A 14,394-nucleotide genomic window follows, 5' to 3' on the forward strand; every position below is an offset into this window, starting at 1 on the left:
ATGGGACTGTATCTTCCCCCTGAGCTGCGCTGGTTGGGGTGGATCGCGGGCGGGGCCTGGCCCGATGGCGACGAGACCGAGGTCTGGCAGGTCTCCGACGCGTTCAAGGAGGCCGCGACCGCGCTGCACCGGCTGACCCCGGAGTTGGAGGCCACCAAACGCCTGGCCGTTTCCGCCTACCCGGAAGGGCTCGGTGGGGAGAAGATCGGCGCGCTGTTCGATCAGATGATCGCCGGTGACCAGTCGATGGAGTCGCTGGCCAAGTTCATGGAGCAGATCTCCGACGCCACTTTCGATTACGGCACGCAGATCGAGGCGGCCAAGCTGATGACGATCGTCTCGTTGATCGCGCTGGCCATCGAGATCGCCTGGGCGTGGATGTTTCCACCGACCGCGCCCGCGGTCGAAGCGGCGGCGACCACCGCGACGCAATCGTTCCTGCGCCGGATGGAACTGCAACTGCAGGAACGGGTCCTGGCGAAGGTACTCTCGGTGTTCGGTGAGAAATTCGCCAACCTCAGCAAGAGCTACGTGCTCAAGATCCTCGAGGCGATGCTCATCTCGGGTGCGATGGACGCGAGCGTGCAGGTCGGCCAGATTGCCGCGGGACACCGGAAACACTTCGACGGCAAGCAGTTCGGGGTCTCGGTCTTCGCCTCCGGGCTCGGCTCGCCGTTCGGCCGGATCGCGGCCGACGGGATCGGCAGGTTCACCGGGCGATTCCTGGGGGAGAAGATCGCGAACCCGTGGGTGCGCACCGCGAACGGCGCGTTCGTCGGCATCACCTCCAGTCCGGCCGGGGCGATCTTCGGCGGTCTGGGCGCCGCCGCGATCACCGGTGACTGGGCGGGCACGTTCGGCAATCCGGTCAGCTGGGTCGGCGGGGCGGCGCGCGGCGGGCTAGCGGGCGGTGCCAAGGGGTTCGTCGGCATCTACGGCTACAACAAAGGCAAGGCGTTCGAGGTGCCATGGGGCGCACCCAGGGACGGCTCGGCGTACAACCCGGGCAGGGGCGGCTTCGGCTTCGACGCGGGGCCGAACGGATTCAACGGTCCCCGTACCGGTTTCGGTGGCGAGCACGCCACGGTCCGGCCCGAAGGGTTCGGATCGAACGATGTGCGCGGCAACAGCCGGGCCCTCACCTTCGACGGACCCGCCGTGCACGACAGGTCTACGGCGGTCGTGCCGACGCGGTCGAACGGGCTGGGGATTCAGGGTGATCCGCCTGTCCACGGCAATCCGCGCAACGAATCGGCCGTCGGTGGTGGCAGAGAGGTGTCGCCGCCGGTGAATTCCGCTGGAACGGGCGAGGGAGCGCGGGGCGCGAACGGTGCGCCGCCGCCGCGGACCGCCTCGGTGACCAATGGCAGGTCCGGTGACAGCGGCGACGGGCAGCGGACGTGGAACTCGGAGTCGGCCAGGTCCGAGGGGTCGCTATCGCAGAACTCGTCCGCGGTGAATTCCACCGGTGGGACCAACAATTCGTCGGGCAGCGGTGCTCCGGCGGACCGTACGGGCGGTGCGTCCGGCGACTCGAACCGAGCGGTGCGTCCGGTGTCGGGCGCCGATGGTTCCACGGAGTTCCAACGTTCGCCCGCATCCCACCCGGCCGCATCCGGCTCGTCGTCGCCGATCCGCGCGGCCGGCCCGGAATCGAATGTCGCAGCGGGACAGCAGCAGTCGCCGCGAGTGGGTCCGGAGACGAATACCGGGGTGGGTTCGACGCAGCGTCCGGCCGCTGAGGTGAACTCGGGCACGGGCTCGACGCAGCGTCCCCTCGGCGCGGAGACGAGCGCCACCGGAGCCCAACCGCAGCAGCGTGTTCCGGAGACGAACACCGGCGGGCCGCGGTCGTCGGCACCGAACACCGGTCAGGGCGAGGTTCCGTCGCAGTCACAGCGGTCGCCGGGGAGCGAGTCGAACTCGAACGCCGCAGGACGCGGGCCCCGCTCGTCCGTCCCGGAGCAGAACGTACCCGGCACGGGCCAGCAGCGCATCGCCGCGTCGAGCGGCGGTGCTCCGGCACCGTCTCAGCGCACGCCGGAGACAGGTCAGGGTGCCGCTCCACAGCAACAACGTGTGTCCGGTCCAGAGTCGGGCCAGGGCGTTACTCCGCCGTCCCAGCGCACGCCGGAGTCGGGTCAGGGTGTCACTCCGCAGCAGCGCGGGTCTGGTCCCGAGACGAACCAGGGCGCCGCGCCGCAGCAGCGACTCGGCGGTCCGGAGACGAATGCCGGTGGCAGTGCGCAGGTGTCGCTGCGGCCGGGTGGGTCGGAGACGAACACCACCGGTGCGCCGCCGAATACCCGTGCGGGCAGCGGCGAGCACGACGCGGGTGGGCCGCGTCCCGGGCAGCGACTGTTGCCGCCCCCGGAGGGACAGCAGCCGACCCGGACGACGGGTCCGCAGGATCATCAACCGGCGGACGCGAACACCTCGCGTGGGCCCGACGGTGCGTTGCAGAGTGGCCGCGGCGGTTGGACTTTCGAGGGCGAGCGCCCGGCCAACCCGAACTGGATCCGCAACGAGCGGGGCGAAGTCCTGGTCACCTCGCCCGACGGCACCCGGCACATGGTGGACCAGCACGGGAACATCACCGTGGCGCGGCCCGGCGATCCGACCGCGGTCCGGGTCCGGCCCGGCGGCGGCGTCGAGTTCGTGCCGAACTCCGCCGATCACCCGGCGGCCCAGCCCGGTCCGCGCCCGAACGTGCCGAGCGGTTCGGGACGTGAGCACGAGTTCGGCTTCGGCCGCTCCGACGGCACCCGGCACACGGTGCTGCCGGACGGCTCGGTGCAGACCCGATCACCGGACGGGTCCACGACGACGGTCCAGCGCAACGGGGCAACGGAATTCCGTGCGCCCTCGGGCGAGCGGACCCAGCACGAGCCGGGCGGCACCGTGATCCGGACTCCACCGGACGGCCCGACCACCGTCACCACACCCGACGGGACGACACACGTGGTGCCGAACGATCGGGCGGGCTGGGAGCGCAATGCCGAGGGCCGCTACCTCATCACCTCCCCGGACGGCACCAGGCACGTGATCGGCACCGACGGAAGCATGGTGGTCGGCCGCGCGGGCGATCCGCAGGTCATGCGGATCGGTCCGGATCACGCGGTCGTCTTTGTCGGGGCCGACGGTGCGGGCGCACCGCGCGGTGACGGCGCGGGGCGCGATACGGGGGTCAAATCGCCGACCTTCCATCGCCCCGATCGTGTTTCGCATACGGTCCAACCCGAGGGCGCGGTCCAGACCAAGTCGCCCGACGGCTGGACCACCACCGTCAGACCGGATGGCGCAACGGAATTCGTCTCGCCCACCGGCGACAAGACGGTCTCGAAGTCCAACGGCACCGTGGTGGAGTCCGGGCCGGGCAAACCGATCGTCATCACCGCCCCCGACGGCACCAAGCAGACCGCCGAGCGCAACGGCGCGGTCGTCGTCGAGAATCCGGACGGCAGCACGCACACCGTGTTCGACTCCTCCGACTACCAGGGCGGCGGGCGCACCCGGCATCCCGACGGGACCGTCATGCACAGTGATCTGAAGGGCACGGTGGAGTTCGGGCTGCGGGATCGGCTCGGCGGCTTCAGCCAGGACGGTCCGCGCAAGCACGGCGTCATCCAGATGGATCGGCCGGACGGGACCGGCTTCGAGTCGACGCCCAAGGGCAGCAAGGTCTTCGACCCGGACGGCACCACCTACGAATCGGGATCGCGCGGGTCGGCACGGGTCACCGCGCCGAACGGCGGGGTCGAAACCCTGCGGGTGACCGAGCCGATCGAGCTGTCCAACGGTGCGCGGCTGGAGCGGACACCCGAGGGTTTCCGGGTGGTGCATCCCGACGGCTCGGTCTCCGAGATCGGCTCCCGCGGTGCGACGGTCACCGATGCGGACGGCGTGGCCCGGGCGACCCGGCCGGACGGGGTGTTCGTCACCGACCCGGACGGGACCATGCGCGAGATCCGGCCCGACGGTGCGGTGCGCGTTACGGATCCGGACGGCACCTCCTGGGGCAGTAGGCCGGACGGCACCACGTGGACGGTCGACGGCAACGGCAAGGTGCACGTCTCCGATCCGGACGGGACTACCGCGCCGCCCGCCAGCCCCAAGCACGCGTGGGTCGAGGGCAGCGACGAGACCACCAAGACCCGCCCGCGCCGGGTGCCGGACATCGGTCCGATGCCCGAGGAATACCACGCGCCGGGGGCACCGGAGCTCGACGACTGGATTCCGCCGGGATACGGCAGGTCCGGCCCGGGAAGTCATTGGGAGCCACCGCGCGCCGATCTGTTCATCGACAACCGGAACGACCGCGGCCCGGACGGCGACGACCGTCACAACGGCCCTGACGATGACGGCAACGGCAACAGGCCGGGCTACTATCGCGATTCGCGTGACGGCAGTGGCTCTGGTGGCGGCGCCGGTGCCGGTGGCCGTGGTGGGGCCGACCGATCAGACGGTCCCGACGGTCGGGATGAGCGCGGCGGCAACGACTCCGGCTACGACGATCGGGCGGGCGACCGGACGGGCGACCGCGAGGGCGATTTCGCGGGAGCCACCGAAGGTGGCCACGGCGGGACCGGTGGTGACGGCGGGGACGAGGCAGGGAACCACCCCACCGCCCAGGAGGAGCCGCAACCCGAGCAACCGCAACCGGAGCAGCCCGACCCGGCCGAGCTGGCGAACATGCTGGGCCGCATCCACGCCGCCGAGACGATGATGCCGCCGCCTCCGCCCAGCGGCGCGACGGACCTCCCCGAAGCCGAAGCGTCGCCGGACTTCTCGCGCCTTTCCGGCCCCACCTCCGCGCCGCCGGACCTCGCCGCGTTGCGCGGGGTACTTGGTCAGCCGGGCGAGTCGGGCGCACACGGACTCGGCGGCCAGGGCGCGCATCCCGGCAGCACGAACAGCGTGGTGCCGGAGGCACGCGACACCCGCGGCGGATCGAGCGTATCCGGCCAGCACAGCCGCCCGCAGGCACCAGGCACTGAGCACCCGGTTCAACCGCCGACGCCCGCCAACCTGGGCACTGCGGCGGCCGAGAACCCTTCGGGTGGAACGGGTTCCGGCGAACGCAGCCGCCACGCGGGTGCCGACCGGCGGTCGGTGGACGCGAGTGACGGTGCGCACGACCGCGATCCGGGAGCCGAGCATCGCTCGGCGGCTCAGGGTCCGGACCCGCGCCGGACAGGTACTGGATCGAGCGGGGAGTCCGACGGTACGGAAACCGGAGCCCACTCCGCCGACGGTGCGGGTGCTGAGCAAGCCGCGAACGGCGCGGCAGCCCGACCCGGTTCGGAACCCGCAGGTGCGGAACACAACTCGAACGCCACTAACTCCGAACACGGTTCGGGCAGTGCGGGCGGTGACCAAGGCTCCCCATCCGACCACAGCCCGGGGGCGACAAAGACCGAACACGGCTCCGGCACGGAGGCCGGACCGAACAGTGCGGCAGCCGGTGATCGTACGGGCGGGACGGCGTCACACGACCGCCCGGGCGAGCCCGGCACAGGCAACCGGCACGAGAACCAAGCAGGCGAGCCGACGCACCCCACCCATTCGGAAATTCCGGAGCAGCACAATAACTCGCCCCAACCCGCCGGGACCGGTGGGCCGCACCCGTCCGTGCCGGGCCGTCCCGCCATGTCCGACGGCCAGCAGTCGGCGGGGTCGTCCGCGCCGGGTGGGCTGCCGCCCTCCGGCGCCCCGCCCGGCGCCGCACCACCCGCCGCAGGCGCCAAACAGAAGCCGCCGCGGCGTAGTCGCACCAAGAACGACAAACCACGAAAGACACCGAAATCCATGTTGATGCCCTCGCCGTCCGAAGCGCCCGAGCGAGCGGGCTCCGACGATTCCGTCGATGTTCCGTTCGCGCTGAACGTTTCGGCCAAGGACGCCGGACCGGACGGCAGCACCCGATCGACCGCGAAGTCCACGAGGAGTGACACCGATGGCTGACGAGCCGAAGAAGATCGAGGACAAGACGAAGACCTCCTTCGATGATTGGAAGGATCTGCGCTCCAAGGCCGACAGCCACAAGTTGGAGTTCAAGAAGCTGACGTTCGATATCCAGATCGTCAAGCAGTGCGCGCAGCTGTGCCACGACATGATCGGCAAGTTGGCCTGGTATCAGGACTACATCAGGAACAACAATATGGCCGATCTGAAGGACTGGTCCGACGAGGCCGGTGGTATCCAGCTGACCCGCCGGTTCAATCAGAAAGGGCGGGACGTGCTTTCGGGCATGGACACCCTGAAGACAATCATGGAGGACATGGGGGACACCTTCCTCAGCGCGGGTGGGAACTATCTGCGGGCGGACGAGAAGTCGACCGAGGAGCTCGACAAGGTCGGCGATCTGCAGAAAGTGGGCCCGATGGCGCCCAAGAGTGAACCGCCGAAGGAGCCGCATCCGTCGAAAGCCGGTGGCAATCCGGATAAACCCAAGCCACCGACAGGGGTGGATCCCGGCACGCCGATCAGCACTGAGGCGGGCAGCGGTTGGGGTTGGGACCGCTTCCATTCGTTCGGTCGATCGATGATCGGCGCCGACTGGCGCTCCTATGAGGCCGGCACGCGCTACAACTGGATGAGCGGGCAGCTGAGCGCGGATCTCACCGATCTGAACGGTGCGCTGAACAAGGCGACCGAGATCTGGACCGGCGACGGTGCGGAGCAGGCTAAAAAGGCGATCGAGCGCTTCACCGAGGGGTCGCTGACCTTCGCCACCGCGCTGACCAATCTCGGCAACGACCTGCTGTATTGCTCGCAGTGGTTGAACTACACCTTCCAGGAGACGCCCGAAAAGACCTGGGACAACACGTATGCCTCGGACTGCGTGAAGCGTGACCGTCTCGGCGACTATCGCGACCGCTACAAGAACACCTACGAACCCGGCGTGCAGGGCGCGCTGGCCGCGATGCCGCTGATCGCGGTGGTCGGCACCGAAGCCAAGGCGCCGCCGGAGAACAAGGGCGACAACAAAGGTGACAACAAGGGAGATAACAAGGGCGACAACAAAGGAGACAACAAGGGCGGCAACGGTAATGGGAACGCCAACGTCGACAAGGACAGCCCGGAGTACAAGGCCGGTTACCAGGACGGTTACAACCAGGGGCTCGAGGACGGTGGCGGCAAGGACACCGGCGACGGCAAGGGCGACGGCAAGGGCTCGGGCAGCGGAAACGGCCAGGAGACAGGCAACGGAAGCGGCCAGAACCAAGGCGGCGGCGGCAACGGCGGCGTAGACAAGAACAGCCCGAACTACAAGGGCGGCTACGAAGACGGCCACAAGCAGGGCCTCAGTGACAGCAAGGCAGGCGGCGGCAGCGGTGGCCCGAACGGCAGCGGCTCGAGCGGTAGTGGCTCGAGCGGCAGCGGTGGCGGTGCGGACGGCAAGGGATCGGGTGGCAGCGGTGGCCCGAAAGCGCAGATCCCCGACTACAACTACGGCGCGGGCGATGGCAAACGCAGCGCGCCGATGCCGGGCGGCGGGGTCGGCAACACCGGCGGCGGTGGCTCCAACACCGGTGGCGGGTCTGGTGGTTCGCCCCGCGGCGGCAGCCCGAGCTCGCCGAGTCCGCAGGTGCCACTGCCGGAGACGAAGGTTCCGCAGCCACAGCTGCCCAACAAGGGCGTCCCACCGCAGGGTTCGCCGCAGGACATGCTCAACAAGCTGCTGCGCGGGGAGAATCCGCTGAAGGATCTGAGCCCGGAGGCGCTGCGCAAGATCGGTTCGGATCTGCTCGGCGGCCTGAGCCCGGAACTGCTGAAGAACATGAGTCCGGAGGGCTTGCAGAAGCTCGGTTCTGACCTGCTGAAGGGCCTGAGCCCGGAGGAACTGAAGAAGATGGGCTCCGACATCGTCGGCGGCCTGGGGCCCGAGGGGATCAAGCATCTCAGCCCGGAGGTGCTCAAGAACGTCGATCCGGAGACGCTGCGGAACCTGAGCCCGGAGACAGTGCGCGAACTGGGACGCAGCATGGCGCAGACGCCGGGTGGCGGCGATCTGATCAAGCTGTTGACCGACGGGATCAACGGGTTCACCAAGACCATCGGCGATGTCGTCAAGACAGGTACGGAAATGCTTGCCGGACTGGCGAATACCGGAACGCTCGGCATTCCTGGTCTGGGCGATCTGCAGCACACGGCGCTGGCCGGCCTGACCGACAACGCGCTCCCGCAGGATCTCGCGTCGGCGCTGAAGAGCGCCACCGGTGGTGGTGCGGGCATCCCGTCGGGTGGTGGTGGCGGGGCGCCGCACTCACAGCTCACGGCACTGTCCACGCCGTCGGAATCGTCGAAGTTGTTCCCGCGGGCGGCGATTCAGTTCGGCGCCGAGACCGGGCAGGTGCTGGGCGCGACGGCACACTCGGCGAGCGCGCAGTCCGGTATGCCGATGGGTCCCGGTCCCGGTCCGGTCGGCGGTGCGCAGGGCGCGGGCGGGGAGTACAAGCGGCCCAAGTACCTCGACTCGGTGACGCATCTCGATGAGGGCTTCGGCACCGAGGTCGAGCGCTCCAGGCCGGTGATCGAGCCGTGACACAGCAATGGAAGTTCACCGCACTGGAATTCCTGGTGCTGTGCGACCACTATCGAGGTGGCTCGCTGCCGACACCGTTCTTGTTCGTGACCGACGAGGTGGTCATGTCCGACGAGCTGGAGCGGCGCAAGCGGGATGCGTGGGCCGACCTGAAGTACCGGCTCGGCGGCTCGTTCGACGGCGTCGTCGAGGTGATGCGCGCGCCGGAACTGTTCGTGCGCGTGCGTAGTTGGGACGAGCAGGACGAGAAGAACATGGCCAAGCAGTACCACCTGCACGCCGCGCGCTCCGGCGCGCTCGGCTTCCTGTTCGAACAGTCGCCGGGACAGCTCACCTACGACAGTCCGGCGTTCACCGTCACCGAATGCGACCCGCGCAGGCTGGCCACCGCCGTGGTGGCCTCGTTGCCCGCCGTCGAGGCGGGCAGGCAGGCCGATATCCCGGTGGTGATCGACCCGGCCGAGCACACCGCGCCCAGCTGGGGCGGCAGTTACGTCAAGGACAACCGGGACGAATCACCGGTCTATCAGACGCAGCGGTTCTTCCAGCAGCGGGCCGACCGCACCGGATCGATCATCGTGGTGCAGGGCCGATCCAAGTACGGTCCGCGCGGAATCCACGAGACGAAGCTGATGTGGCGCGACGTGGCCGACGACGGCCGATACGTGATGGCACTCGACGGTGCGCCGGTGGCCACCGGCATCAGTCGTCGCGGGTTGGCCGAGCGCATTCAGGCGGATATCGACAACCTCATGGAACGCCTCGAAACGCACTGGGAGACTGGGCGTCCCGAGGACCGATACTGACCGTCGGGTCGGAGAACAGGAGAGGCGACATGACCGGAGAACGCCGGGTCCGGGTGGACACCGCGCGCCTGCGGCAGGCCGCGGCGAAGATGGACGATATCGGTGGCCAGACCGACGAGATCATCACCACATTGCGAAACACGTTGCAGTCCAACGGGTATCCGTGGGGCCATGACGACTACGGTGACAAGTTCACCAAGGGCGAGAAGGGCTACACCAAGTCCGAAGAGAACCTGCTGACCGGCGGCGACAACATGGCGAAGTCGGCGAAGAAGTTCAGCACGGGAATGTACGGCGCCGCAACGAAGATCGATGACATGGATTCCCGGTAGCCGGAGGGGCAGATGACCGATCCACAACAGACCACCCCGGCGCCCTCCGGTATGACGCCGGACGTGGCGTTCAAGTTGGGCGCCGACGACCCTGCCCGTGCGGCACCGGCCGCCGCCGCGGCGGAGTCGGATCCGAGCACACCGCAACAGGAGTCGGCCGCACCGCCACCGGATCCGGTCGTGGCCGAGCCCGCCATCGAGGACCAGGCAGGCGATCTGGCCCGCCGGATCGCGCACGAGCTCGCCGTGGCGGGCCCGGAGGGCTGGCAACGGTACGTCGCCGTGTTCGCGCTCACCACCGTGGGCGGGGTACGCACCGCCGTCTACTACGACGAGGCCGATCGCGCGGCACAGCTGGAGCCCGCCGAGGAGATCCTGGAACTCGTTCGGTGGCAACGCGATATCTCGGCCCGCCTCGGCGACGGGCCGTGGTGGCGGATGACGATCCAGTTCGATGTCGGCGGGCGATTGTCGGTCGACTACGACTACGGTGACGAGCCGTTCCCCGAGGAACACCTCTTCGTGCCCGACGCCTATCGCGCGGATCTCGAGCGATACCCGCGACGGCGCCTGCCGATGTGGCTGGCCGCCTACCTCGGGCACGACGACCGGCAGTCGCGCACGCCCCAGCAGGCCGCGGCGCAAGCCAGGGCCGATCAGACGGCCGGGGTCGGCGCGGTGCGCTCGGTGGACGACTTCCCGGTGCTGCCCGTGCTGTGGGCGCGCTGGGCGAGCATCGCCGCCGCCTTCGTCGCGGTCGGCTCGGACTGGGGGCCGCGAATCCTGCCCTCCGTCGGCGTCTTCGAGGGTTCGGCGCGCAGCGGCGCGACGCTGTACGTGCTGCCCGGTGACCGAGCGGTGCTGTCCGGCGGCGTGTGGAACGCGCCGGAACTCGACGCCGCCTACAACGACGGGGCCCCGCAGCCGCGGCTGTACGCGGGCGCGCCGGACTGGGTGGCCAACCAGGTGCTGAACCCGCGGGCCGGGCGGGGGCTGCTGTCGTTCTGCTATTGGTGGGAGGGCGGCAGCTGGTATCGCGGCGAGGCGCCGGGCGCCGAGCAGTTGAGTCCGGCGGTGCCGGGCATCTGGACCGCGCAGACCGTGACCGAGGTGGTGTGCGGTGTGCTCAGCGACGATCCGAGCGACGAAATACGTTCCGCCGCGGCGACTCTGGTTGCCGCGGCGGAGGCGGGCGTGGTCACCCGCGACACGCTGGCCGCCCTGTTCACCGACCCGAACGACGATATCGACGGTGCGCTGTACCAGCTTTCGCTCGCCGGGCTGGTGAGCACGGTGCCGGAGGCGCTGTCTCGTGACCGTGCCGTCACACTGGTCGCCTCGCATATCCGCGATCAGGGTGTCGACACCGCCGATTATCCGCTCGACGAGCTGGTCGCCGAACGGCTCAGCATCGGCTGGATGGTCTTCGTCCCGACCAGGCTCGGTGAGATCGCGATCGGGCGGGCGGTCTTCTACATCGCCGACGACGGCGTGATCGAGCAGTCCTCGTCGTCGGTCGCGCCCGCGGTCTACGCGACGGGATTCGAAGAGCGCTTCCGGCAGCGGCGTACGGGCGCACCGGCGGAGTTCTCGGTCTGAAGACGGCACGGCGGTGTGGCGCCACACCGCCGCGCCGTCATTTCTCGATCAGCGTCTCGTCATCCGGCGTTGCTGTGCGGGCAACACGCTCCTACGGTTCCTTACATGGCACCGCAACAATGTTCGGGTCTTGACGGGGCGGGGCCAGCAGTACTTCGGATACGGATGCTGGGGCCGGTCGAGGTCTGGCTCGGCAACCGGCAACTCGACCTCGCCGCACCGCAATTGCTTGCGGTGCTGGCCATGCTCGCGGCCGAGCCGGGGCGCACCCACTCGACCACCCAGCTCGCCGCGCGCCTGTGGTCGGCGCGTCCGCCGAAATCGGCGGGCAGCGTGCTGCGCAACCACGTACTCGCGTTGCGCAGACAGTTCGACACGCACGGCTACCCCGGCGCCGGGATAGCCTGGCTCGATTCGACCCGAGGCGGCTACCGGCTCGGGCTGTCGGTGGAGTTCGACGTGGTCGCCGTCGAGGATCTGGTCGCCGCCGCCGAGGCGGATCGGCGGGTGGGCGCGGTGGCGGCCGCGGACGTCAAACTGACCGCGGCGCGGCAACTGTGGCGCGGGGATCCGCTGATCGGTCTGCCCGGACCGTGGGCCGAGGCCGAGCGGGCGCGGCTGGATCGGTTGCGCCTGGCCATGTCCGAGGTCGCGGTGTCGGTGGCACTCGACCTCGGCCGGTATTCGACCGCCATCGCGGAATCGGAGGCGTTGATCGCGGTCGATCCGCATTGCGAGCGCTGGTACGAGCTGCTGATGATCGCGCTGCACCGCGGCGGCAGGCGGGTCGAGGCGCTGCGGGTCTATCGGACCGCGCGCCGGTTGCTCGCCGACGAACTCGGTTTGGAGCCGGGCCCGGAGCTGGTTCGCCTGCATCAGCAGATCCTGTCGGCGGAGTCGACCGACGCCGAACCCGCCTACGAACCGCCCGCGATCCCGAAAAACTTGGATCTGCCGCGGGTTCCGGCGCAGTTGCCGCCTGACATCGCCGACTTCGTCGGTCGTGCGGAGCTGGTCGCGGAGCTGGCCGCACTGCTCGACGCCGACTGCGACAGTCGGCCCGTGGTCGCGATCACCGGCCTCGGTGGCGTCGGAAAGACCACGCTGGCAGTGCATCTCGCCCATTGTGTGCGCGACCACTTTCCGGACGGCGTGCTGTATCTCGACCTCGGCGGCATGGACGAGCATCCGCGCTCGGGCGAGATGTTGCTGGCGATCGCGTTGCGCGCGTTCGGTATCGAGCCCGGTGCGCTCCCGGCCGATCTCGCCGAGCGCACCGCGCTGTGGCGGAACACGGTGGCGGGCAAGCGAGTGCTGCTGGTGCTGGACAACGCGCGCGATGTCGTGCACCTCACGCCGTTGCTGCCCGGCCCCGGTAGGGCGGCGGTATTGGTGACCAGCCGTTCGAGCCTGGCCGAACTGTTCGGCGCGCGGCTGGTGCCGCTCGATGTCCTCACCCCGGCCGAGTCGTGGCGGTTGCTGGAGCGCATGGCCTCCCCGCGCCGGGTGTCCGACGAACCCGACGCCGCCCGCGAGATCCTGCGCGCGTGCGGGCATCTGCCTGTTTCGCTGCGGATCGTCGGCGCGCGCCTGGCGAGCAGACCGAACTGGCGACTCGCCGCGGTCGCCGAGCGGCTGGCCGACGAGCGGGGCAGGCTCGCCGAACTCGCGGTCGGCAACACCAGCGTGGAACACGTATTCCGGGACAGCTACCGGCAACTCGGGCCGGAGCTGGCACGGGTCTTCGTCCTCGTTGCCTTCTCCGACGCGCCCGATCTCTCGACCGCCGCCATCGCGGCGCTGATCGATCGGGAGCGGGCCGAGACCGAGTGGCTCTGCGAGGCGCTGGTCGATCTGGGCATGTGGCAGACGCCGGAGCGGGGTCGCTACCGCTATCACGACCTGTTGCGGTTGTTCGCCCGCGGCGCGGCCGACGAGGCGCGGCAGCGGGAATGGCCGCCCGCGCTGCGCAGGCTGCTCGACTTCTATCTGGCGAGCGCGAAAAACATTGTGGAACTGCGTGATTCGGGCGTCGGCACGGAATACTACGCGGCCACCGAGCAGGCCGGTCAGCGCTTCGGCGACGAACGGGAATGCGCCGAATGGGCGATGACCGAGCGGTCCGGGATAGTCGCGCTCTACCGCCAGGCCGCGGCCTTCCCGGACGCCAGGACCCGCACGCTCGCCGTGGATCTCGCGCTGTCGCTGGCGGTGGGCGGCGACGCGGGCGAACATCTGCCGCAGGTGGCCGAGGCACTCGAGGTGATGAGCCAGGCCGCCGAGCACGACGGTGATCGCCGGACCATGGCTCGCGCCCAACTGGCTGCCGCCGTCGCCCGGCTGGTCGGCATGGGCGATCTCAGTGCGGGGCACGTGCTGCGCGAGGCCGGTGCGATGCTGCGGGCGGCGGGGGATCGGCCCGGCGCCATGCTCGCCGAGCAGATGCTCGGCACGGCCATGGCGTATCAGGAGAAGGTGGACATGGCGGTGGCGCATTTCCGGCGTGCCATCGAATTGGGCCGCCAGGACGGCAACCAGTGGAGCGAGGGGATGGGCTGGGCGACGCTGTCGCGCGCCTACTGTGACGCGCGCCGCTGGCCGGAAGCGGCCGAGGCCGCGGGCAAGGCGCTGTTCCTCGCGCGCGCGGTGGGCAGCCTCCGGCTCGAGTCGATGGCGTTGCACGAGTTGGGCTTCGCGACCATGCAGTGCGGCGAATCGGAGAAAGGACTGGAGTTGTGCAGGCGGGCGTTGTCGGTGGCGCGGCGCGACGGTCGCAGGCATCAGGAGGGCTGGGCGCTGGCCCGGCTCGCCGAGGTGACCCTGTGCAGCGGCGACCCCGCCGCCGCGGTGCCGATCGCGGCCGAGGCCGTGCAGGCACTCACCGAGGTGTCGGCCACCGTGCGCCGCCTGCGCGCCTTGCGGGTCTACAGCCGTGCGCTCACCGCCGCGGGACGCGGCGACGAGGCCGAGCCGATCCTGCGCAAACTCGCCCAATCCCGGCGCCACATCGGGCTCTCGGTCCCCGGGCGTCCGGCCGATATCGCGGTGCCGACCATGCGCACGGCCGGTTGACGTCGGCGGCGCTTCAACGGAGATCATTCGGGTATCG

General features: G+C 69.8%; 6 protein-coding genes. All 6 read left to right on the forward strand.

Annotated features, from left to right (window positions below; genetic code table 11):
- On the forward strand, positions 1-5,964 hold the full coding sequence (locus tag F5X71_RS14840; protein ID WP_167462486.1) for a hypothetical protein: 5,964 nt from the start codon (positions 1-3) through the stop codon (positions 5,962-5,964).
- Complete coding sequence (locus F5X71_RS14845) at positions 5,957-8,548, forward strand: WXG100 family type VII secretion target (protein ID WP_167462487.1); 2,592 nt, start codon at positions 5,957-5,959, stop codon at positions 8,546-8,548. Before F5X71_RS14840 ends, F5X71_RS14845 begins: the two co-directional genes overlap by 8 nt.
- On the forward strand, positions 8,545-9,354 hold the full coding sequence (locus F5X71_RS14850; protein ID WP_167462488.1) for an ESX secretion-associated protein EspG: 810 nt from the start codon (positions 8,545-8,547) through the stop codon (positions 9,352-9,354). The genes F5X71_RS14845 and F5X71_RS14850 overlap by 4 nt, the downstream gene beginning before the upstream one ends.
- A 29-nt stretch (positions 9,355-9,383) precedes the next feature.
- The gene (locus F5X71_RS14855; protein WP_167462489.1) at positions 9,384-9,686 is read left to right on the forward strand and encodes a hypothetical protein; all 303 of its coding nucleotides are present in this window, start codon (positions 9,384-9,386) and stop codon (positions 9,684-9,686) included.
- A gap of 12 nt (positions 9,687-9,698) precedes the next feature.
- Entirely contained in the window at positions 9,699-11,285 is a 1,587-nt protein-coding gene (locus tag F5X71_RS14860) for a hypothetical protein (RefSeq protein ID WP_167462490.1), read from the forward strand.
- 165 nt (positions 11,286-11,450) lie between these two features.
- Positions 11,451-14,357: an AfsR/SARP family transcriptional regulator gene (locus tag F5X71_RS14865; protein WP_167462491.1), complete on the forward strand. Its 2,907-nt coding sequence runs from the start codon at positions 11,451-11,453 to the stop codon at positions 14,355-14,357.
- The last annotated feature ends 37 nt before the right edge of the window (positions 14,358-14,394 follow it).

This window comes from Nocardia brasiliensis (genome assembly GCF_011801125.1).
GTDB classification, from domain to species: Bacteria; Actinomycetota; Actinomycetes; order Mycobacteriales; family Mycobacteriaceae; genus Nocardia; species Nocardia brasiliensis_C.